General features: G+C 65.6%; 17 protein-coding genes. 12 read left to right on the top strand and 5 right to left on the bottom strand.

What is annotated here, in order from left to right; genetic code table 11:
- Positions 1–274: 274 nt before the first annotated feature.
- Both AC5ZG1_RS31015 and AC5ZG1_RS31010 read right to left on the bottom strand, forming a co-directional pair.
- A complete protein-coding gene (locus AC5ZG1_RS31015) occupies positions 275–484 on the bottom strand; it encodes a hypothetical protein (protein ID WP_028167983.1) in 210 nt (69 codons plus the stop codon).
- 161 nt (positions 485–645) lie between these two features.
- Positions 646–1,047 carry a VanZ family protein gene (locus AC5ZG1_RS31010; protein WP_456645070.1) on the bottom strand — a complete coding sequence of 134 codons (402 nt, stop codon included), beginning with the start codon at positions 1,045–1,047 and terminating at the stop codon, positions 646–648.
- 235 nt (positions 1,048–1,282) lie between these two features.
- Between AC5ZG1_RS31010 and AC5ZG1_RS31005 the strand changes: the two genes are divergently transcribed.
- The 12 genes from AC5ZG1_RS31005 (at position 1,283) to AC5ZG1_RS30950 (ending at position 18,228) form a co-directional block, all read left to right on the top strand.
- A complete protein-coding gene (locus AC5ZG1_RS31005; RefSeq protein WP_496135068.1) occupies positions 1,283–1,954 on the top strand; it encodes a response regulator transcription factor in 672 nt (223 codons plus the stop codon).
- 116 nt (positions 1,955–2,070) lie between these two features.
- The gene (locus AC5ZG1_RS31000) at positions 2,071–3,444 is read left to right on the top strand and encodes an ATP-binding protein (protein ID WP_496135067.1); all 1,374 of its coding nucleotides are present in this window, start codon (positions 2,071–2,073) and stop codon (positions 3,442–3,444) included.
- A 126-nt stretch (positions 3,445–3,570) separates the two neighbouring features.
- Positions 3,571–4,974, top strand: a complete 1,404-nt coding sequence (locus AC5ZG1_RS30995) for a hypothetical protein (RefSeq protein WP_496135066.1) — start codon at positions 3,571–3,573, stop codon at positions 4,972–4,974.
- Positions 4,975–5,172: 198 nt separating this feature from the next.
- On the top strand, positions 5,173–6,279 hold the full coding sequence (gene ccmI, locus AC5ZG1_RS30990) for a c-type cytochrome biogenesis protein CcmI (protein ID WP_496135065.1): 1,107 nt from the start codon (positions 5,173–5,175) through the stop codon (positions 6,277–6,279).
- Between the two features lie 29 nt (positions 6,280–6,308).
- On the top strand, positions 6,309–6,797 hold the full coding sequence (gene ccmE, locus AC5ZG1_RS30985) for a cytochrome c maturation protein CcmE (protein ID WP_130227469.1): 489 nt from the start codon (positions 6,309–6,311) through the stop codon (positions 6,795–6,797).
- Positions 6,794–8,776 (top strand): heme lyase CcmF/NrfE family subunit, encoded by a 1,983-nt coding sequence (locus tag AC5ZG1_RS30980; protein WP_130227470.1) that lies wholly within the window; start codon positions 6,794–6,796, stop codon positions 8,774–8,776. The genes ccmE and AC5ZG1_RS30980 overlap by 4 nt, the downstream gene beginning before the upstream one ends.
- Positions 8,776–9,273, top strand: a complete 498-nt coding sequence (locus AC5ZG1_RS30975; RefSeq protein WP_496135064.1) for a cytochrome c-type biogenesis protein — start codon at positions 8,776–8,778, stop codon at positions 9,271–9,273. The genes AC5ZG1_RS30980 and AC5ZG1_RS30975 overlap by 1 nt, the downstream gene beginning before the upstream one ends.
- A gap of 290 nt (positions 9,274–9,563) precedes the next feature.
- Positions 9,564–10,907 carry a methyl-accepting chemotaxis protein gene (locus AC5ZG1_RS30970; RefSeq protein ID WP_474418914.1) on the top strand — a complete coding sequence of 448 codons (1,344 nt, stop codon included), beginning with the start codon at positions 9,564–9,566 and terminating at the stop codon, positions 10,905–10,907.
- A 230-nt stretch (positions 10,908–11,137) separates the two neighbouring features.
- On the top strand, positions 11,138–12,721 hold the full coding sequence (locus tag AC5ZG1_RS30965) for a Do family serine endopeptidase (RefSeq protein WP_496135063.1): 1,584 nt from the start codon (positions 11,138–11,140) through the stop codon (positions 12,719–12,721).
- A 324-nt stretch (positions 12,722–13,045) separates the two neighbouring features.
- Positions 13,046–13,726 carry a response regulator transcription factor gene (locus AC5ZG1_RS30960; protein ID WP_130227483.1) on the top strand — a complete coding sequence of 227 codons (681 nt, stop codon included), beginning with the start codon at positions 13,046–13,048 and terminating at the stop codon, positions 13,724–13,726.
- An 84-nt stretch (positions 13,727–13,810) separates the two neighbouring features.
- The gene (locus tag AC5ZG1_RS30955; RefSeq protein ID WP_130227473.1) at positions 13,811–15,271 is read left to right on the top strand and encodes an ATP-binding protein; all 1,461 of its coding nucleotides are present in this window, start codon (positions 13,811–13,813) and stop codon (positions 15,269–15,271) included.
- A complete protein-coding gene (locus tag AC5ZG1_RS30950; RefSeq protein WP_496135062.1) occupies positions 15,268–18,228 on the top strand; it encodes a bifunctional [glutamine synthetase] adenylyltransferase/[glutamine synthetase]-adenylyl-L-tyrosine phosphorylase in 2,961 nt (986 codons plus the stop codon). Before AC5ZG1_RS30955 ends, AC5ZG1_RS30950 begins: the two co-directional genes overlap by 4 nt.
- A 201-nt stretch (positions 18,229–18,429) precedes the next feature.
- On the opposite strand, the gene AC5ZG1_RS30945 is transcribed toward AC5ZG1_RS30950, so the two are convergent.
- Genes AC5ZG1_RS30945 through fdhF form a run of 3 tightly spaced genes read right to left on the bottom strand, consistent with a single transcriptional unit; the run spans position 18,430 to position 22,341 of the window.
- Positions 18,430–18,642 carry a formate dehydrogenase subunit delta gene (locus tag AC5ZG1_RS30945; RefSeq protein WP_028167971.1) on the bottom strand — a complete coding sequence of 71 codons (213 nt, stop codon included), beginning with the start codon at positions 18,640–18,642 and terminating at the stop codon, positions 18,430–18,432.
- The gene (gene fdhD / locus AC5ZG1_RS30940; protein ID WP_028167970.1) at positions 18,632–19,462 is read right to left on the bottom strand and encodes a formate dehydrogenase accessory sulfurtransferase FdhD; all 831 of its coding nucleotides are present in this window, start codon (positions 19,460–19,462) and stop codon (positions 18,632–18,634) included. Before fdhD ends, AC5ZG1_RS30945 begins: the two co-directional genes overlap by 11 nt.
- Positions 19,463–19,464: 2 nt before the next feature.
- Positions 19,465–22,341, bottom strand: a complete 2,877-nt coding sequence (gene fdhF / locus AC5ZG1_RS30935; protein WP_496135061.1) for a formate dehydrogenase subunit alpha — start codon at positions 22,339–22,341, stop codon at positions 19,465–19,467.
- Positions 22,342–22,345 lie beyond the last annotated feature (4 nt).

Below are 22,345 nucleotides of genomic sequence, written 5' to 3'. Positions count from 1 at the left end.
ATGCCCAGCGCCTGCACGCCCATCAGATTGATTTCCTTGCCGAACAGCCAGCGCGCGTCATATTCGCGAAACCCGGTTGGCTTCACCATCGGCTCGGATTCGAAGGCATAGGTGTTCGGGAGCAGTACCGGTTTTGGTCTTGGAAACATGCAGTCGTCTTTCTAAGAGACAGTCGGTTGTTCGGGAGATCAAATCGAGACAGGATCATCGCGATAGCACGACGCGCTGAGCGCGACCCACGCGGTCCTTCATCGCGGAAATAGAAACGCCTCAGCTAGATCGCCGCGCCCGTCGTGCCGATGCCCAAGCCGACATCGAACAAGTCGCGCCGGTCTGACAGCGCCAAGCTGCGCAATTCGCCGAGCGTGCCGCGCGCGGCCGAGCAATGGCTGCATTTGACGATCGCGGAGGGCGGGGCGAGTTCACCATCGTCGATCACCACGCCGATGCTGTCGCATTCAATGCATACGAGCTGAAAACTCATTTCGAAATTCAATCCACCCGGACGCTACAAATTGTCGACGAAGCAAGCCTCATGCCAGCAATGCATCGCCGTGCGGCTGAGGTTATTCGGATGATCGTGGCATTTCAATGTGACGTCTGTTTTAACCCTAAGCGGTCAGCGCAAACGCTCTGCGTTTGTCGCTAAGGCTGCAGCGCCGACGGCGGTTCCTGCGCACCCTCGGGGCGTATTGCCTTGAAGCGGTTGAGTGGGCCGCGCAGTAGCAATTCCGCGAAATGGCCGATGGCAATCCCGGAGAGCCCGCCGCCAGCCTTGACCAGCGCGTCGAGCAGACGGCCGTGCCGATCCGGCGTCAGCAGTTGCAGGGCCTCCAGCGCGAACGCGGTGCCGATGACGACGGCGATGATCAAGAGCAGCCGGTTGGGATAGGCCCGCACGAATGCAAATCCCATCAGCGCGAACGCTGTGAAATGCTCGAACTGGGGACCTGCGACGACAGGGCGGTCTTGAAGCGGGGAAAGCGTCGCGAAGGCGATGAAGGCGAGCACCAGCCAGGCGGCGCCCAGGGACAGTCGTTGATTCATAGGTTGTTGCTAAGCAAAAACGGGGCCGAGCTCAACCCACGCACGATCGTCGCCGCACGCATGGCAGCGCTATCAGTCGATATCGTTAACCCGGCGGCTGTTCAGCCGGTCCAAATCTGCTATCAAGCCGCGGAAATGAACAAAAAGTAACATGACACCGTTCATCTTGTTCATAGCCCGTTCACGCCGGTGGGTCTCATCTTAGCTAAGCTGCGACTCGCCATCGGAGGCCAAATTGCGCCTACTCGTCGTTGAGGATGATCCGGATCTCAATCGCCAGCTTACGACCGCGCTGACGGATGCCGGCTATGTGGTCGATCGTGCTTTCGACGGCGAGGAGGGGCACTATCTCGGCGACAGTGAGCCCTACGATGCCGTCGTCCTCGACATCGGCCTGCCGAAGATGGACGGCATCTCGGTGCTGGAAGCCTGGCGACGCAACGGCCGCGCCATGCCGGTCCTGATCCTGACCGCGCGCGACCGCTGGAGCGACAAGGTGCAAGGCTTCGACGCCGGCGCCGACGACTACGTCGCAAAGCCCTTTCATATGGAAGAGATCTTGGCGCGGATCCGGGCGCTGCTGCGCCGCTCCACTGGCCACGCCCAGTCCGAATTGACCTGCGGCCCGGTGACACTGGATACCCGCACCGGCCGCGTCAGCGTCTCCGGCAACCCGGTGAAGATGACCTCGCATGAATACCGGCTGCTGGCCTATCTGATGCACCACACCGGGCGCGTGGTATCGCGCACCGAGCTGGTCGAGCATCTCTACGACCAGGACTTCGACCGCGACTCGAATACCATCGAAGTGTTCGTCGGACGCATCCGCAAGAAACTCGACGTCGACATCATCCAGACCGTCCGCGGCCTCGGCTATCTGCTGACGCCGCCGCCGAAAGGCGCGTAACCGCCCCGGCGCCGCTGGTCGCCGGGCTTACTTTTTGATCGCAGCATGATCTTATCCGAAAACCGGTGCCCACCTCGCATTAGATGCGGGGCCAGCCTTTTCGGGATCCTGCTCTGATGCGTGGAAGCTCGCTCGCCACCCGCCTGTTCCTGTCGGCGACCGCATGGCTGGTGGTGATCCTGGCGATCACCGGCTTCATCCTGTCCTCGGTGTATCGTGATGCGACGGAGCGTGCCTTCGACCGTCGCCTCAACCTCTATCTCCGCACCCTGATCGCCGAGGTCGCCACGCCTGACGAACCGGCGGACCACCAGTTCCAGCTCGGCGAGCCGCTGTTCGAACTGCCGCTGTCCGGCTGGTACTGGCAGATCCTGCGCACCGACGTGGAAAAGGGCGAGATGCGCGCCTCGCGGTCGCTGTGGGACAAGAAGTTGCCGAAACTGGAGGATCAGGGCTTCGAGCTGACCGCCGCCGGCATTCGCATCGGCTATGTCGATGGCCCCGAGGGACAGACGCTGCGCATGGTCGAGCGTCCGGTCGATCTTGGCAGCGACGGCAGGTTCCTGGTCGGCGTCGCCGGCGACGCCAGCGAGATATTCGATGAGACGCGCAGCTTCGACTACTACCTCGGCGGCACCTTCACCTCGCTTGGCATCGTGCTGTTGCTGACCACGATCTTCCAGGTCCGTTTCGGCCTGGCGCCGCTCAAGCGCATTTCGGAGGCGATCGCCGATATCCGCTCCGGCCGCGCCGAACGGCTTGAAGGCAAGTTTCCGGTGGAGATCGCGCCGCTCGCGCGCGAGACCAACGCGCTGATCGATGCCAACCGCGAGATCGTCGAGCGCGCGCGCACCCATGTCGGCAATCTCGCCCACGCGGTCAAGACGCCCTTGTCGGTGATCGTCAACGAGGCCGCGACGCATGCCCCCGATCCCTTTGCCGCCAAGGTGCTGGAGCAGGCCGAAGTGATGCGCGACCAGGTCACGCATCACCTGGAGCGCGCCCGCATCGCCGCGCGCGTCACCATCGTCGCCACCGTCACCGAAGTGGCACCGGTGCTCGAGGCACTGCGGCGAACCATGGAAAAGATCCACCGCGACCGCGACATCACCATCGAGCTGAAGGCCGACCCATCGGCGAAATTCCGCGGCGAGCGCCAGGACCTCGAGGAGATGGCCGGCAACCTCGTCGACAATGCCTGCAAATGGGCGGCCTCGCAGGTCTTCATCGAGGTCCTGGTCGAGCCGCCGGCGGAGCCGGGTGCCGGCCCGCGGCTGCATATTATCGTCGACGACGACGGGCGCGGCTTGTCGGCCGCCGAGCGCGCCCAGGTGTCGCGGCGCGGCCAGCGGCTCGACGAATCCAAGCCGGGCTCGGGACTCGGGCTTTCAATCGTCACCGATCTCGCCGGCCTCTACGGCGGCAGCCTGTCACTCCGCAATGCGCCGATCGGCGGCTTGCGGGCGGAACTGGAATTGCCGGGAGTTTGACAGCCGAGAGGCACGGCGAGGGACCGTGCATCATTTCCTAAACGCCTTCTTAACGCGCGCCCTCCTATCATGCCGAGCCGATGCCTTCCTGCGTCGCCATCACGAGCATTCAATCACCCCAGGCCCATGAGCCAGACACCAACCGAGCGGCTGAGGGATTATCTCGCGCAGCTTCCGCCGCAATCGCAGGCGCTGCTGATGCGCGAGTTCGAGCGCGCAGTGGAGCGCGGCGAGGACGTCAGCGTCGCCACCCTGGTGCTCGAGCAGTTGCGCAAGATCGTGCGCCGGGCCGAGGAGGAGGAGACGCGCCCCCGGGGCGATGATCCGGCGCGCCTATTGTTCCGTCCGCTCGAGCCGTTCCTCGCCGAAGGCAATTTCCCGATCCGGCCGGGACAGGTCCGCCGCACCTCGCTGCTGCCGATATGGCAGTGGCTCGGCCGCGAGGGCGCGCCTGATGCGACCCGCGAATTCGAGACCGCGCTTGTGAAGGCGCACGACAGCGGTGCAACTTCGGCCGCCGAGGCCGCAGCCCGCAAATATCAGGTCGCCGCCGCGGAGGCGATCGTCAAGGTCGCGACGCCAGTGCCCGGTGATGACAAACAGCGGGCGCTGTCGCGCGTTGGCCCACCCAATGTGGTCGAAGACCTGGTGTCGATCGGGCTGGTGCTGCGCGCGCGCGAGGCACTGGAGACGCTCGGCAGCCGGCTTCCGAGCCAGCTCCGGATGTTCGGCGACACCCAGATCGCCTCTGTCACCGCCGCGCTCAACGTCCCCTCGCTGCAGACGCCGCAATTGCTACCCTTCGCGCTGTCGCTGGTGATGCAGCGCCTGGTCGCGCCCTGGCAGATCATCCGCCTCGCGATCAAGATGGCGGCTTCCGACGACGAGATCCGCGTCGCCGCCACGCCCTATGGCGTTGCCGTCACGATCGCCTTGCACGATCTCTCCTATCTCGCAGCCTGCCTGCGCAGCGATATCCGGCGCGGTCATCTCGACAATGTCGGGGATCAATTGAAGACGCTGCATGATGGTGTGCGCGGCCTGCGTACGGAGCTCGACCTGCGCAACGAATCCACCTGGGGCAGGCAGTTGGCCTCGATCCGGGCCGATATCTCCAATTCAATGCAATCGGAGATCGACAGCGTTCCCGGCCGGGTCCGCCGCATTCTGCGCCAGCGCCCGGACAAGGATATCTCCGCCGCCGCCATGATCGACACGACCGAAGTCGAGGAGGTCGCCGCCCTCATCGATTTCGTCGCGGTGTGCCGCACCTATGCGAGCGAGCTTGCCATCAACGAGGTGACGCTGCGGACCTATTCCGACCTGCAGCAATATGTCGAGCAGTCCACGGAGGCGCTGGTGCAGTCCTTGCGCGCCGGCGACCACAGGGTGCGGGGCTATCGGCAGCAGCAGGCCAGCGCAGCGATCCGCTTCTGCGAGGTCCTGTTCGGCCACGACTACGCTTCGCTGATGAACCGCGCCGCGGAGAACGCGATGACCGGCGAGCGCAAATCGTCCCGCGCTGGCTGATCGTCATTTTTACGGTTTTCCTTCTGCGATCCGATATCGGGGTCGCGCGAAAATTCGGTTGCTCCCGCAATTTCTCCCTCCGGTTGGTTACGGAGGGCGGTTCCGATCCAGCAATTGTCAATTGCTCCGCTTCCCGCCGGTGGTGTAAAGCGGCACATCGGTACCAGCTTTCGGTGCCGTTCGCCCGGGAACTCGTTGATGACACTGTGGTTTGTGTTCGCGCTGATGACGGTCGCGGCGATCTTCGCCGTGCTTTGGCCGCTTGGTCGCGCGACGCCTGCGACATCAGGCGGCAGCGAGGCCAATGTTTACAAGGACCAGCTCGCCGAGATCGAGCGCGATCTTGCTTCGGGCTTGATCGGGGCGTCGGAAGCCGAGGCGGCGCGGGTCGAGATCGGCCGACGCTTGCTTGCCGCCGTGGACGGCGAGGCTGCGGCGGCGCCAAAAGCCAACCTGCCGCTGCGGCGGTCGGCCGCCGTGGCGGCGCTGGTCGGACTGCCGGTGATGGCGGCGGCGTTCTATCTTGCGCTGGGCTCGCCACAGCTCGGCGATTTTCCGCTCGCCGCGCGCAGCCGCATGGCAGACGTCAATCAGCCGCTCGCCAATCTGGTGGCGCAGGTGGAGGCGCATCTCGAGAAGAATCCGACCGATGGCCGCGGCTGGAACGTGCTGGCGCCGGTGCTCTCCAGGCTCGGCCGTTACGACGACGCGGTGCGCGCCTATCGCAATTCGATCACCTATAACGGCGACAGTTCGGAACGCCGCGCCGATCTTGGCGAGGCGCTGACCGGTGTGGCCGGAGGCGTCGTCACCGCGGAGGCCAAGGCCGAATTCGAGCGCGCCGTGGCGCAAAACGCCGACGATCCCAAGGCGAACTACTTCCTCGGGCTCGCCGCCGAGCAGGACGGCCGCAAGGACGACGCAGCCTCGATCTGGCGCGCGATGCTCGCCAAGGCGCCGGCGGATGCGCCGTGGCGATCGCTGGTGCAGGCCTCGCTGACGCGGGTCGGCGGCGGTGTCGTCGCGCCCGCGCTGTCAGACGAGACCATGGCCGCGGCCAAGGACATGAGCACGGACGACCGCTCCGCGATGATCCGTGGCATGGTCGACCGGCTCGCCACGCGCCTGAAGCAGGACGGTAGCGATGTCGAGGGATGGCTGCGGCTGGTGCGCGCCTATATGGTGATGGGAGAGCGCGACAAGGCGGTTGCCGCGCTCACCGATGCCCGCCAGGCGGTTGCCAATGATGCCGAACGCTTGCGCCAGCTCAATGAAGGCCTGAAGAATCTCGGGCTGGATGGATGACATGCGCACAGACAGGACCATAGGGAACCATGACGCGTAAGCAGCGGCGCTTGGTGATGATCGGCGGTTCGCTGGCGGTGCTCGCGGTGGCGGCCGCGCTGGTGCTCAGCGCCTTGCGCGATTCCATCGTGTTCTTCTCCACGCCCTCGATGGTTGCGGAAAAGCATATCTCCGCCGGGAAGCGGTTCCGCCTCGGTGGGCTGGTGCAGCCCGGCTCGCTCAAACGCGGCGACAACCTCGCGGTGACGTTTGAGGTGGCCGACGGCAGCGCCACGCTGCCGGTCGCCTACAAGGGAATCCTGCCGGACCTGTTCCGCGAAGGGCAGGGCGTCGTCGCCGAGGGCGCGCTGGATCAATCCGGTGTGTTCCGCGCCGACACCGTGCTCGCAAAGCACGACGAGACCTACATGCCCAAGGAGGTCGCCGACGCCCTGAAGAAGCAGGGCCACTGGAAGGACGATTACGGCAAGCCCAGCGCCTCGGCCGAGCCGCAGCCGGTGCAGGGGGCGATGCGTTGATCGCGGAAGCCGGACATTACGCGCTGGTGCTGGCGCTTGGGCTGGCGCTGATCCAGTCGATTGTGCCGATGCTCGGCGCGCGCTGGGGCGATGTCGCGCTGATGAACGTCGCGCGCTCCACCGCACTCGCGCAGCTCTTGTTCGTGGGTGCCTCGTTCATTGCGCTGGTGATGCTGCACGTGACCTCGGATTTCTCCGTCGTCAACGTGTTCGAGAACTCGCACTCGATGAAGCCGCTGATCTACAAGATCACCGGCGTCTGGGGTAACCACGAGGGATCGATGCTGCTCTGGGTGTCGATCCTGGCGCTGTTCGGCGGCCTCGTCGCCGCCTTCGGCAACAACCTGCCGCTGACCCTGCGCGCGCATGTGCTCGCGGTGCAGGCCTGGATCGCAAGCGCCTTCTATCTCTTCATCCTGCTCACCTCGAATCCGTTCCTGCGCATTGCCAATCCGCCGATCGAGGGCAGGGATCTGAACCCGGTGCTGCAGGATATCGGCCTCGCCGTGCATCCGCCGATGCTCTATCTCGGCTATGTCGGCTTCTCGATCTCGTTCTCCTTTGCGGTCGCCGCCCTGATCGAGGGCCGCATCGATGCCGCCTGGGCGCGCTGGGTGCGGCCGTGGACGCTGCTGGCCTGGATCTTCCTTACGCTCGGCATCGCGATGGGCTCGTACTGGGCCTATTACGAGCTCGGTTGGGGCGGCTGGTGGTTCTGGGATCCCGTCGAGAACGCCTCGCTGATGCCCTGGCTCGCCGGCACGGCGCTGTTGCATTCGGCGGTCGTGATGGAGAAGCGCAACGCGCTGAAGGTCTGGACTATCCTGCTGTCGATCCTGACCTTCTCGCTGTCCTTGCTCGGTACCTTCCTGGTGCGCTCCGGCGTCCTGACTTCGGTGCACGCCTTTGCGACCGATCCGACGCGCGGGGTGTTCATCCTCTTGATCCTCTGCCTCTTCATCGGCGGCAGCCTGTCGCTCTATGCGGCCCGGGCCGCATCGTTGAAGCAGGGCGGCCTGTTCGCGCCGATCTCGCGCGAGGGCGCGCTGGTGCTCAACAACCTGTTCCTGACCACGGCCTGCGCGACCGTGTTCATCGGCACGCTCTATCCGCTGGCGCTCGAGGTCCTGACCGGCGACAAGATCTCGGTCGGCGCGCCGTTCTTCAACCTGACCTTCGGGCCGCTGTTCGTGCCATTGATGATCGCCGTGCCGTTCGGCCCCTTGCTGGCCTGGAAGCGCGGCGACCTGCTTGGCGCCGCTCAGCGCCTGACCGCGGCCGGGATCGTCGCGCTGATTGCGATCGCGGTGCTGTGGGCCTGGACGCGCGGCGGTGCCAGCTTCGCGCCGCTCGCGATCGGGCTTGCGGTATTCGTCGTCGCTGGGGCGCTCACCGACCTCGCCGAGCGTATCGGGCTGTTCCGGCTTCCGTTCGGCACCTCCGTGCAGCGGGCGCGCGGCCTGCCGCGGGCGGCGTGGGGCACGGCGTTCGCCCATGCCGGCGTCGGTATCGCCCTGATCGGGATCGTCTGCGAGACCACCTGGAACAGCGAATATATCGGCACCATGAAGCCGGGCGACTCCGCGAAAGTCGCCGGCTACGAATTGAAGCTCGACGATATCGGCCAGCGCCAGGGACCGAATTTCCGCGAGATGGTGGCGAGGTTCACGGTCGGCCTCGACGGCAAGACGCTCAACGTCATGACGCCGTCGAAGCGCAATTTCACCACGCGCGGTGCGTCCACCACCGAGGCCGCGCTGCTGACGCGCGGGGTGAGCCAGCTCTATATCTCGCTCGGCGATATCGCCGCCGACGGCGGCATCGCGGTGCGCATCTATCACAAGCCCATGGTGCTCTTGATCTGGTTCGGCCCGGTGCTGATGGCTTTTGGCGGCTTCTTGTCGCTGTCCGACCGGCGCCTGCGCGTCGGTGCGCCCAAGCCGGCCAAGGCCGCGCGCGCATTGCAGGCGGCGGAGTGATGCGGAGGGCGCTTGCAGCTTGTGTGCTGGCGTTCGCCGTGTCGTTCGGCGCACCGGCGGCGTTCGCCGTGCAGCCTGACGAGATCATGGCCGATCCCGCCAAGGAAGCGCGGGCGCGGGAGCTGTCGCGCGAACTGCGTTGCATGGTGTGCCAGAACCAGTCGATCGACGATTCCGAGGCGCCGCTGGCGCGCGACCTGCGCATCCTGGTCCGCGAGCGGATCGCGGCCGGCGACAGCGATCGGCAGGTGATCGATTTCCTGGTGGCGCGCTACGGCGAATTCGTCCTGCTGAAGCCGCGCTTCAATCCGCATACGCTGCTGCTCTGGCTGGTCCCGCCGCTAGTCCTGGTCGGAGGCGGCGTGGCGCTTTGGCGGTTTGGCCGCCGCCGGCCAGCCGCCCCGGCGGCCGCCACAACCGGCGCCCATCTCACTCCTGAAGAGGAGAGCCGGCTGGCTGCGCTGATGTCGGAGGAAGCGCCGGAAAGGCGTGGCTAGCGCTTTTTTGGTTTCGACGCGTTTTCTTCACGCGAACCGGTACCACCCTCGGATCAAGTCCGAGGGCATGCTTCGCTCGAAAACGCTCTGATCTACGTACTGTTACGTAGGTCCATGCGCGTCGGCATCTGCCCGAACATTCATCCAATCTTGACCTTTTGTGTGGAACTTTGCCTCGCCCTTCCTCCAGAGCATGATCCGGAAAAGTGGGTGCCGGTTGTCCGAGAGGATCACGTTCACAAAACGATAGAGCGTGATGATGCTTTGTCGTAACGCTCTTGAGCAAGCCGATGTTTTCCAACAGCAATCTGACTATCCGCTTCCTTGTCGCATCCGTTGTCATTGCGCTTCTGGTGCTGCTTGGGATCGGCGGCGGTACGGGCTTCATCGCCGTGCTCTACCTCAACAACGAGATCACGGCGCTTGCCGCTGAGTTCAAATCGCTGAGCGGCCCCGGCCGCGAGCATGCCATGCAGATCTATCAGGAGGCGCAGACCGCGTTCTCCTACTTCCTTATTGCCTGCGGTGCGATCGCCGTGATCGCGCTTACGGTTTGCCTGACCACCTACTTCGCGGTTCGGGACGGCGTCATGCGGCCGCTGGCTGGCATGGTGCATGCGATGCGCGAGGTGGCCGAGCAGAAGTACGAGACCCCGATTCCGGGTCTCGGCAGGAGCAATGAAATCGGGCTGCTCGCCGGCGCGCTCGAAGTGTTCAAGACCAACGGGATCGAACGCCAGCGGCTGACCGACCAGGAACTGCGCGACGCCCACAACCAGCGCGAGCGGACTCGCTATCTCGACGAGAAGATCCGCGACTTCAACGGCCTCGTCGCCAATGTCGTCGGCAGCGTTGCCGCATCGGCCGTCCGCCTCAGGGGCAACGCCGAAACGCTGTCGCGTGCCGCCAACGAGACCAGCCAGAAGGCGAGCGCGGTTGCCAGCGCAGCCGGCCAGGCCAGCACCAGCGTCCAGACGGTGGCGACATCAGCGGAGCAGATGACGACCTCGATCGCGGCGATCAGCCAGCGCGTCACCGACGCCACTCAGCGTGCCGAAGGGGCGGTGGCGCAGGCGCGCCAGAGCGCCGACACCATCCACGCGCTCTCGGACGCGGCCGAGAAGATCGGGGCCGTCGTGCAATTGATCCAGACGGTTGCCTCGCAGACCAACCTGTTGGCGCTCAACGCCACCATCGAAGCCGCGCGGGCCGGCGAGGCCGGCAAGGGATTTGCGGTGGTCGCCTCCGAGGTGAAGAACCTGGCCAGCCAGACCAGCAAGGCGACCGAGGAGATCTCGCAGCAGGTCACGAGCATCCAGGCGATCACGGCGGAAACGCGCGGCGCCATCGATGGGATATCGAACACGATCGCCGAAATCAGCTCGATCATGTCGGGCATCGACGTCGACACCGCACGCCAGCGCAACGCCACCCAGGACATCTCCAGGAGCGTCCAGGACGCGGCGAGGGGAACCATGGACGTCACCAACCACATCGTGCAGATCACCACGACGTCGTCCGACACCGGCCGCATGGCCGGCGAGGCCAAGGATTCCGCGGTCGACCTGTCGCAGCAGGCGGACATCCTCAAGCGCGAGGTCGAGGGTTTCATTGCCAGCGTCAGGGCAGTCTGACGGCTCGCGATTTTGCGACCTGGAACCTGCGGGCGGGACTTGCCGCGAGCTCCTTCAGCTCGCGACTAACCCATTGGCAGAGCTGCGATATTCTGCCGCACCCGGTCTCGTCTCTATTACAAAAGTTTAATTCCGCAGCCAGCGCGCCGTAAGGCTGACGCCCCCATGTTTAGACACGTCCGGTGCTTGCCCCCGCACCTTTCGAGTTCTGGCTCTTGGAGATTTTTAGAATGACCGAACGACCCACCGATCTTTCGTCTCTGCCGTCTTACCGCGCGCCGCGGCGTTCGCTGTTCTCGGCCCGCAGATTTGCGTTGATGGCTTCGGTCGTCGCCGGCCTCGGCGTCGCCGGCTATGGTTTGAGCCCGCAACACACGCCGAGCGATCTGTTCGCCAGCCCGGCGCAGGCGCAGGTCAACAACGAGGTCCGCAAGGTTCAGCAGCCGGTCGGCTTTGCCGATATTGTCGAGCGCGTGAAGCCGTCGGTGATTTCGGTCAAGGTCAATATCGGCGAGAAGCTCGCCAAGGACGACAGCAACGAGGACTCGCCGTTCCCGCCGGGCTCGCCGATGGAGCGTTTCTTCCGTCGCTTCGGTGGACAGGATGGGCTCCCCCCGGGCATGCGCGGCGGACCGCGTGGCCGTGGCATCGTGACCGGCCAGGGTTCGGGTTTTTTCATTTCGGCTGACGGCTTTGCGGTGACCAACAACCACGTCGTTGACGGCGCCGACAAGGTCGAGGTCACGACCGATGACGGCAAGACCTATTCGGCCAAGGTGATCGGCACCGATCCGCGTACCGACCTCGCGCTAGTCAAGGTCGAGGGTGGTTCCAACTTCCCGTTCGCCAAGCTGTCCGACACCAAGCCGCGGATCGGCGACTGGGTGCTGGCGGTCGGCAACCCCTTCGGGCTCGGCGGCACGGTCACTGCCGGCATCGTCTCGGCCTCCGGCCGCGACATCGGCAACGGCCCGTATGACGATTTCATCCAGATCGACGCGCCCGTGAACAAGGGCAACTCCGGTGGCCCGGCGTTCGACGTGTCCGGTGAGGTGATGGGCGTCAACACCGCGATCTACTCGCCCTCCGGCGGCAGCGTCGGCATCGCCTTCTCGATCCCGGCCGCGACGGTGAAGAGCGTCGTCGCCCAGCTCAAGGACAAGGGCACGGTCAGCCGCGGCTGGATCGGCGTCCAGATCCAGCCGGTGACCTCCGACATCGCCGACAGCCTCGGCATGAAGAAGGCCGAAGGCGCGCTGGTGGCGGAGCCCCAGGCCAACGGTCCGGCGGCCAAGGCCGGCATCGAGTCCGGCGACGTCATCACCGCCGTCAACGGCGAAACGGTCAAGGATGCGCGCGAGCTCGCCCGCACCATCGGCGGCCTGGCGCCAGGCAATGCGGTGAAGCTCAACGTCCTGCACAAGGGCACGGAGAAGACCGTCAACCTCACGCTCGGCCAGTTGCCGAACACGGTTGAGGCCAAGGCCGATAACGACAACGGCGATCGCGGCTCTTCTTCCCGCGGCACCGATGTGCCGAAGCTCGGCCTGACGGTGGCCCCCGCCAACAGCGTGGCCGGCGCCGGCAAGGACGGCGTCGTCGTGACCGAGGTCGACCCGAAGAGCGCCGCGGCCGAGCGCGGCTTCAAGGAAGGCGACGTCATTCTTGAAGTCGCCGGCAAGAACGTCACCAGCGCCGGTGATGTGCGCGATGCGATCACCTCCGCACGGAACGACAACAAGAACAGCGTTTTGATGCGTGTAAAGAGCGGCGGTTCGTCGCGCTTTGTGGCAGTCCCGCTGGCGAAGGGTTAAATACGAGATGGAAGGCGTCGCCGGCAATCGTCGCCCCCGCCGACGGCCCTTCCTGGGGAGCGAGCCTCAACGCTCGCCCCCTCTTGCTACCTTCCGGTGGAATGCGCCCCCCTCCGTCGGAAGGCCTAGGGCGGTGGAGTCCCCCAGCTTCACCGCCCACTCTTTCCCCTCCAGCGTGATCCGGAAAAGCGGAAGCCGGTTTTCCGGAAGGATCATGCAAATCAACGCGAACGCGCGCGGCCGTCTTGCATGTGCAGGGCGGCCGCGCCATGCTGAGAGGAAACCAATCCCGTGACCGCCACCGCACCTTTAGCCGCACCCCAGATGCGCCTCCTGATCATCGAAGACGATCGCGAATCCGCCGACTATCTCGTCAAGGCGTTCCGCGAAGTCGGCTATATCGCCGACCTCGCCGACGACGGCGAGGAGGGTCTGTCGATGGCCGAAAGCGGCGACTATGACGTCCTCGTCGTCGACCGCATGCTGCCGAAGCGGGACGGCCTGTCCCTGATCGGAACGCTGCGCGACAAGGGGAACCGTACGCCGGTATTGATCCTCTCTGCGCTCGGCCAGGTCGACGACCGCATCAAGGGCTTGCGCGCCGGCGGCGACGACTACCTGCCGAAACCCTATTCATTCGCCGAACTGCTGGCGCGCGTCGAAGTCCTGTCGCGCCGCAATGTCGGCCCGGCGGAAGAGACGGTCTATCGGGTCGGCGATCTCGAGCTCGACCGCCTGTCGCACCGCGTCGCCCGCGGCAAGGACGAGCTGACGCTGCAGCCGCGCGAATTCCGCCTGCTCGAATATCTGATGAAGCATGCAGGGCAGGTGGTGACGCGCACCATGCTGCTCGAGAATGTCTGGGACTATCACTTCGATCCGCAGACCAACGTCATCGACGTGCACATCTCGCGCCTGCGCTCCAAGATCGACAAGGGCTTCGAGCGGCCCTTGCTGCACACGATCCGCGGGGCAGGGTACATGATCCGCGACGGGATACGGTAGCTGAGTCCGAAAGACGTAGCTGCATCGGTGCTGGGGAGCATCGGATAGCAACGCGCAACAGCAACATCTTGGGTAGCATCATCCGTGACGGCATTCGGTAAACTGATCCGCACCACGGCGTTCCGGCTGACGCTGGTCTATCTGTTCTTGTTTGCGCTGTTCGCCGCCTCGCTGCTCGGCTATTTCGCGTGGAATACGCGCCGGCTGATCACCGAGCAGATCACCTCCACGGTCAATGCCGAGGTCGGCGAAGTCACCGAGATCTACAACCGGCGTGGCCTGCGCGGCCTTGTGTTCACGATCGGCAATCGGGCGCTGCGGCCGGGCGCCAACCTCTATCTCGTGACCGCACCGAACGGGCAGGCGATCGCCGGCAATGTCGGCTCGCTGGCGCCAGGGGTGATGGGAATGCAGGGTTGGACCGAGACGGCCTATCGGCGGCTCGACGACAACGACAACACCGATCACCGCGCGCTGGTGCGGGTCACCGAGATGACCAATGGCTTCCGGCTCTTGATCGGGCGCGACCTCGAGGAGCGGCGGCGGCTGTTCGGCATCGTTGCCAAAGCCGCGCAATGGTCGATCCTGGTCGTGGTCGTGCTCGGCATCGGCGGCGGCATCTTCGTCGCGCGGCGGGTGCTGCAGCGGATCGATGCCATGACCGGCACCGCCCAGCGCATCATGGCCGGCGATCTCTCCGATCGCCTGCCGGTCGGCCGCAGCGGCGACGAGCTCGATCGTCTCGCCGAGAACCTCAACGCCATGCTGGAGCGCATCGAGGCGCTGATGACGGGGCTGAAGGAGGTCTCCGACAACATAGCCCACGACCTCAAGACCCCGCTGACGCGCCTTCGCAACCGCGCCGAGGAGGCGTTGGCGCGCGCCAGGAGCGAGGCCGATTACCGGGCGGCGCTGGAGCGCACCATCGAGGAATCCGATGGCCTGATCCGTACCTTCAATGCACTCTTGATGATCGCACGGGCTGAGTCAGGTCAGGCGCGCGGCAACATGGATGATTTCGACGCGGCCGATGTCGCCGCCGGCATCCATGAGCTCTATGAGCCGCTCGCCGAGGACGACGGCATGAGCCTGCATGTGAAGACCGCGCCCAGCGCGATGCACGGCAACCGTGAATTGATCAGCCAGGCGCTCGCCAACCTCGTCGAGAACGCGATCAAATATGGCAAGCCGGTCGTGCAGCCGATCGACCCGGAGGCGGCCGCCGCAGCCAAGGAGATCCTGATCGAGGCGCGGCGCGAGGCCGACTCCGTGCTGCTCAGCGTCACCGATCATGGTCCGGGCATTCCCGAGGCCGATCGCAAGCACGCGGTGGAACGATTCGTCCGGCTCGAGGCGAGCCGCACGCTGCCGGGTTCCGGGCTTGGGCTCAGCCTCGCCGCGGCGGTCGCGACACTGCACGGCGGCGAGCTCAGGCTCGGCGACGCCCATCCCGGGCTGGTTGCGACGCTGGTGCTGCCGGCGCGTGCCGGCGCGGCTGACAGGCTTGCGGCCCAAACGCAGGATGTGCCACAGAAGGCGGCATGAACGCTTCCGCGCCGGGCTCCGCGGGACATCGTCTGGCCGCGCGGTTCGCGGACGGACCGTATGTGTCCGCGCCCATCCAAGCCGAACAGCGCCTGACAGACTGGCTCGCCGAACTCGAGCCGGCGCAATCGGCCGCGCTCGATGAACTGCTCGGCTATCCCTTCGCCAAGCGCATCCTGCTCGGCATTGCGGAATGCTCGCCGTTCCTGTTCGAGCTCGTGCGCGCCGATCCGGCGCGGCTGATCCGGCTGCTCTCCTGCGACGCGGAGCCGCATCTGGCCGACCTGATCGACAAGACCTCGCACGACGTGTTCGCCGCCTCAGGCGAGGCCGAAGTGATGCAACTGCTCCGTCGCATGAAGGCGGAGGCGGCGCTCCTGATCGCGCTTTGCGACATTGGCGGCGTGTGGCCGGTCACACGGGTCACCGCCGCGCTGACCGACCTCGCGGTCGCGTCCGTGCAGTCGGCGCTGCGCTACCTGCTGCGCCAGGAGATGGCGCGCGGCCGCCTCCATGCGCCCGACCCCGACCGTCCCGAAGAGGGCAGCGGGTTGATCGTGCTCGCGATGGGCAAGATGGGCGCGGGCGAGCTGAACTATTCCAGCGATATCGATCTCATCGTCTTCTACGATCCGGCTGCGACCTCGCTGGCCGAGGATATCGAACCACAGCCGTTCTTCGTCCGCGTCACCCAATCGATGGCGCGCCTGCTGCAGCAGCGCTCCGGCGACGGGTATGTGTTCCGCGTCGACCTGCGGCTGCGGCCCGATCCGGCGTCGACGCAGGTCGCGATATCGACCGATTCGGCCCTGAACTATTACGCGCGGGAAGGGCGGACCTGGGAACGCGCCGCGATGATCAAGGCGCGCCCCTGCGCCGGCGACAGCAGGGCGGGCGAGGTGCTGCTTGCGGAAATCGCCCCCTTCGTCTGGCGCAAGCATCTGGACTTCGCCGCGCTTGCCGATGTCCACGACATGAAGCGGCAGATGCAGACCTACCGCGGCCAGAGCGAGATCTCGGTCGAGGGCCACAACGTCAAGGTCGGCCGCGGCGGCATCCGCGAGATCGAGTTCTTCGCCCAGACCCAGCAGTTGATCGCGGGCGGGCGGCATCCGGAATTGCGGGTGCGGCCGACGCTCGAGGCGCTCGCGATGCTGGCCTCCAGCAACTGGATCACCTTTGAGGCGCGTGACGAGCTCACCGCGGCCTATCAGTTCCTGCGCCGCGTCGAGCATCGTCTGCAGATGATCGCCGACGAGCAGACGCACACGCTGCCGGAAGATCCCGCGGCGATCGAGCGCTTTGCTCATTTCCTCGGCTATACGAGCAGGGCCACCTTTGCGATGGAATTGCTCGCGCATCTCAACATCGTGCAGGGCCATTACGCCAAACTTTTCGAGGGCGACGAGCCGACCGGCACGGCAAAGCTGCCGAAGCTGAACTACGGCGCCGGCCCCGAAGACCAGCGGCTGCTCGAGCATCTCGTCAGTCTCGGCTTCGAGAAGCCGGTCGCGGTCGCAAAGACCGTGCAGCAATGGATCGAAGGCGACTATCGCGCGCTGCGCGTGGAGGCGACGCGCAACGCTTTCCTCGAGTTCATTCCGGGCCTGATCGACGGCCTCGCGCATGCCGAGGAGCCGGACGCTGCGGTTGTGGCGTTCGACCGTTTCCTCGGGGCGCTGCAGCGGGGCGGGCGGCTGATCACGCTGCTGAGCCAGAACCGCGACCTGGTCGCGCTGGTGGCGCTGATCCTCGGCGCCGCGCCGCGGCTCGGCGACATGCTGGCGCGGCAGCCGCAGATCATGGACGGGCTGATCGATCCGCGTTTCTTCGGCGCGATGCCGGACCAGCGCGAATTGTCGGAGCGGCTCGCGATCACACTCAAGGACGCCGGCTCCTACGAGGACTTCCTCGATCGCCTGCGGCTGTTCGGCCAGGAAAGCCTGTTCCTGATCGGCACGCGGATCCTCTCCGGCACGGTGTCGGCGCAGCAGGCGAGCGTCGCCTTCGCCGACGTCGCGGAAGGCATCGTGCACACCGTGCATGGCCTCGTCACCGACCAGTTCGCCACCCAATACGGCCGCATCAACGACCAGGAGACCGCGATCCTCGCCATGGGCCGGCTCGGCAGCCGCGAGATGACGGCGTCCTCCGATCTCGACCTGATCCTGCTCTACGACTACGACCACGAGCGCCCGGACTCCGACGGCGACCGCGCGCTGCACGGTGCGCAGTATTTTGCCCGCTTCACCCAGCGCCTGATCTCCGCCTTCACGACACGAACCAATTACGGCGTGCTCTACGAGGTCGACATGCGGCTGCGCCCATCGGGCCGCGCCGGTCCGCTGGCATCACGGCTCGATTCCTTCGCCGAATATCAGGAGCGCGAGGCCTGGACCTGGGAGCACATGGCGCTGACGCGGGCGCGCGTGATCTCGTCATCGCCGGCGTTCCGCGAGAAGATCGAAGACATCATCCGCCGCGTGCTGACGCGCAAGCGCGATGCGGGCAAAACCGCCAACGACGTCGTCGAGATGCGGCGCGCGATCGCGCTCGAGAAGGGCGAGGACGACATCTGGGACCTGAAGCTCGCCGCTGGCGGCCTCATCGACATCGATTTCATCGCGCAATATCTGCAACTCGTGCACGCCGCCGAGAAGCCGGACATTCTCAGCGTCTCCACATTGCAGGTGCTCGACAACGCCGCAAAGCTCGGCGTGCTCGGCCAGTCGGAAGCCGAAGTGCTGCGCTCGGCCGCGCGGCTCTATCACGACCTCACGCAGATCCTGCGCCTTTGCGTGATTGGCAAATTCAATCCCGAAACCGCGGGTGACGATCTGCTACGCGTGATGGCGCGCGCAGGCGACACGCCGGATTTCTCCGCCCTCGAAGCCGGCGTGCGCGAGACGCAGAGCGAAGTCCGCCGCGTGTTCAACGCGATCGTCGGCGGACGTTAGGCGCGGCGCCGATCGCTACAAATTCGGTGTCGTCCCGGGCTTGACCCGGGACCCATAACCGCAGGCGTTTGTAATGTGCTCCGCCGCAACCGCTTGCGCGCGCCACAACCCGATCCTGTGGTTATGGGTCCCGGCGTTCGCCGGGACGACAGCGCCGTAGGGTGGGCAAAGCGACGCGTGCCCACCATTCAGTGTTGTGGCCTATGCCTTCTTCAACTTCTTGAGCGCCTCGTGGACGTACGGATCAAGCCCAGCGCCGCCGGCGTCGAGATGGGCGAAGATCGCCTTCCGCATCCGCGGGTCCCAGAATTTCTTGATATGCTCGGCGATGCCCGGCACCGCGCGCTCGTGCCCCTGGTTCTGGAAGAACTTGCCGATCTGGTTGGCCATGTAAATCAGTCGGTCAGGCGACATGGATGGCTTTCCTGCTATCGGCGTGGGGAACGATCCGCTCCGCATGTGTGAACACTTCGAACCCGTCGGCGCGTGCGATCGCCGCGAGCGTGATGCCGGCGGCGTCGGCCATGCGCACGGCAAGCGCTGTCGGCGCCGACACCGCGACCATAAGCGGCGCGCCGATGGTCGCCGTCTTCTGCACCATCTCGACCGAGACGCGGCTCGTCAACAGCACCATGCCGTCGCTGGTAGGCACTTTGGCCTGCGCCAGCGCACCGGCGAGCTTGTCGAGCGCATTGTGACGGCCGACATCCTCGCGCAGCGCGACAATGCCGCGCGCCGGCGTCCAGAACGCCGCGGCATGCACTGCGCGTGTCCTGAGGTTGATCGCCTGCAGCGGGGCGATCGCGGCCATCGCGGCCATGATCTCGCGCGGCGAGAAACTGCGGCCCTTCGGCACGATTGCCGCCGGACGAACCGCTTCGGCGATCGAGTCGATGCCGCAGAGGCCGCAGCCGGTCGGGCCCGCGATATGCCGCCGCCGCTCATTGATCAGCGCGGCCTTTTCGGGCGCCAGCCACATCCGCAGCTCGATGCCGTCGTCGAGCTCGATGACGTCGAGCGTCTCGATCTCCTCGGCGGATTGAACAACGCCTTCGCTGAGGCTGAAGCCCACGGCAAAATCGCGCAGGTCCTGCGGCGTGCCCATCATCACGGCGTAGGTGCCGCCATTATAGGTCAGCGCCAGCGCCGTCTCCTCGGGGATCTGGCGCGTGCCTTCGCTGAGGCTGCCGTCGCGCCAGACCTGCCGCTTCGCGCTGGTGACGGGATCGTGCATCCTCACTCCGCGGCTTCCACGACCGGCGCGATCCGGCGTGAATGCTTCGCCTGCGCCTCATAGGCCTTCTGCCAGTCGGACGGACCATTCGACGGCGAGACCTGCACGGCGGTGACCTTGTATTCCGGACAATTCGTGGCCCAGTCCGAATAGTCGGTCGTGATCACATTGGCCTGCGTGTCCGGATGATGGAACGTGGTGTAAACCACGCCCGGCGCGACACGATCGGTGATGAGCGCGCGCAGCGTGGTCTCGCCGGCGCGGCTCTTGAGGCGCACCCAATCGCCATCGCGCACGCCGCGCTGCTCGGCATCATGCGGATGGATCTCGAGCCGGTCCTCGCTGTGCCAGACCACATTCTCTGTACGGCGGGTCTGCGCGCCGACATTGTACTGGCTGAGGATGCGCCCCGTCGTGAGCAACAGCGGGAAACGCGGGCCGGTACGCTCGTCGGTCGCGAGATATTCGGTGACGATGAACTTGCCCTTGCCGCGGACGAAGCCGCCGATATGCATCACCGGCGTACCCTCGGGCGCCTTCTCGTTGCAGGGCCACTGCACCGAGCCGAGCTCGTCGAGCTTGGCGTAGGAGACGCCGGCGAAGGTCGGGGTCAGCGCCGCGATCTCGTCCATGATCTCGGAGGGGTGGTTGTAGTTCATCTCGAAGCCCATCGCCTTGGCGAGTGCGATCGTCACTTCCCAGTCGGCCATGCCATTCTTCGGCGTCATCACCTTGCGCACGCGCTGGATACGACGCTCGGCATTGGTGAAGGTTCCATCCTTCTCCAGGAAACTCGAGCCCGGCAGGAACACGTGCGCGTAGTTCGCAGTCTCGTTCAGGAACAGGTCGTGCACGATCACGCATTCCATCGCTGACAGGGCCGCCACCACGTGGGAGGTGTTGGGATCGGATTGCAGGATGTCCTCGCCCTGCACGTAGAGGCCCATGAAGGTGCCTTCGATCGCGGCGTCGAACATGTTGGGGATGCGCAGGCCCGGCTCGGGGTTGAGCTTGACGTTCCACATCGCCTCGAACTGGTCACGCACCGCATCCGTCGAGATGTGGCGATAGCCCGGCAGTTCGTGCGGGAACGAGCCCATGTCGCAGGAGCCTTGCACGTTGTTCTGGCCGCGTAGCGGGTTCACTCCGACGCCGGGGCGGCCGATATTGCCTGTCACCATCGCGAGGTTGGCGATCGCGATCACCGTGGTCGAGCCCTGGCTGTGCTCGGTGACGCCCAAGCCGTAATAGATCGCGCCGTTGCCGCCGGTGGCGTAGATGCGCGCCGCCTCGCGCAGATCCTTCGGGTCGACTCCGGTCAGGATCGCGGTGGCTTCCGGGCTGTTGTTCGGCTGCGCGACGAACGCCGCCCATTCCTCGAACTCGCTCCAGTCGCAGCGCTCGCGCACGAAGGCTTCGTTGACGAGGCCCTCGGTCACGATGACGTGCGCGAGCGCCGTCATGACAGCGACATTGGTGCCCGGCATCAGCGGCAGATGCAGCGCCTCAAGGTGAGGGGACTCCACCATCTCGGTGCGACGCGGATCGATCACGATCAGTTTTGCCCCTTGCCGCAGCCGCTTCTTTAAGCGCGAGGCGAACACGGGGTGGGCAGAGGCCGGGTTGGCGCCGATCACGATCACGACATCGGTCTCTTCGACCGAGTCGAAGTCCTGCGTGCCGGCCGAGGTGCCGAAGGTTTGCGACAGGCCATAGCCGGTCGGCGAGTGGCAGACCCGGGCGCAGGTATCGACATTGTTGTTGCCGAAGCCGCCGCGGATCAGCTTCTGCACCAGATAGGTCTCTTCATTGGTGCAGCGGGACGACGTGATGCCGCCGACCGCGTCGCGGCCGTATTTCTGCTGGATCGCCTTGAACTTCGCGGCGGCAAACGAGAACGCTTCGTCCCACGACACTTCGCGCCAGGGATCGGCGATCCGCTCGCGGATCATCGGCTTCAGGATGCGTTCCTTGTGGTTGGTATAACCCCAGGCAAAGCGTCCCTTGACGCAGGAGTGTCCGCGATTGGCCTTGCCGTCCTTGTACGGGACCATGCGCACCACTTCCTCGCCGCGCATTTCCGCCTTGAAGGCGCAGCCGACGCCGCAATAAGCACAGGTGGTCACCACGGAATGCTCGGGCTGGCCGATCTCGATCACCGATTTTTCCGTCAGCGTCGCGGTCGGGCAGGCCTGCACGCAGGCGCCGCAGGAGACGCATTCGGAGCCGAGGAAGCTTTCGCTCATGCCCGGCGAGACGCGGCTGTCGAAGCCGCGGCCGGCAATCGTCAGTGCGAAGGTGCCTTGCACCTCCTCGCAGGCGCGGACGCAGCGCGAGCAGACGATGCATTTTGAGGGATCGTAGGTGAAGTAGGGATTGGACTCGTCCTTCGGCATCCAGGCCGGATTGACCGCGCCAGCGGACTTGGCGAACACATGGTTGTCGCCCTCATAGCCGTAGCGCACGTCGCGCAAGCCGACTGCGCCTGCCATGTCCTGCAATTCGCAATCGCCATTGGCGGCGCAGGTCAGGCAGTCCAGCGGATGGTCGGAGATGTAGAGCTCCATCACGCCCTTGCGCAGCTTCTTCAGCCGCTCGCTCTGGGTATGCACGACCAGCCCTGGCGCCACCGGCGTGGTGCAGGACGCCGGCGTGCCCGTGCGTCCCTCGATCTCGACCAGGCACAAGCGGCAGGAGCCGAAGGCGTCGACCATGTCGGTCGCGCACAGCTTCGGGATCTGGTGACCTGCTTCCATCGCCGCGCGCATGATGGAGGTGCCCTCGGGCACCGTAATGGGCTTGCCGTCGATGGTCAGCGTGACCATGGTCTCCGATTTGGAGCGCGGCGTGCCGAAGTCGATTTCCTCGATCAATGACATGGCG

The sequence above is a fragment of the Bradyrhizobium sp. Leo78 genome (assembly GCF_059512425.1).
This window is presented reverse-complemented; position numbering and strand designations above follow the sequence as displayed.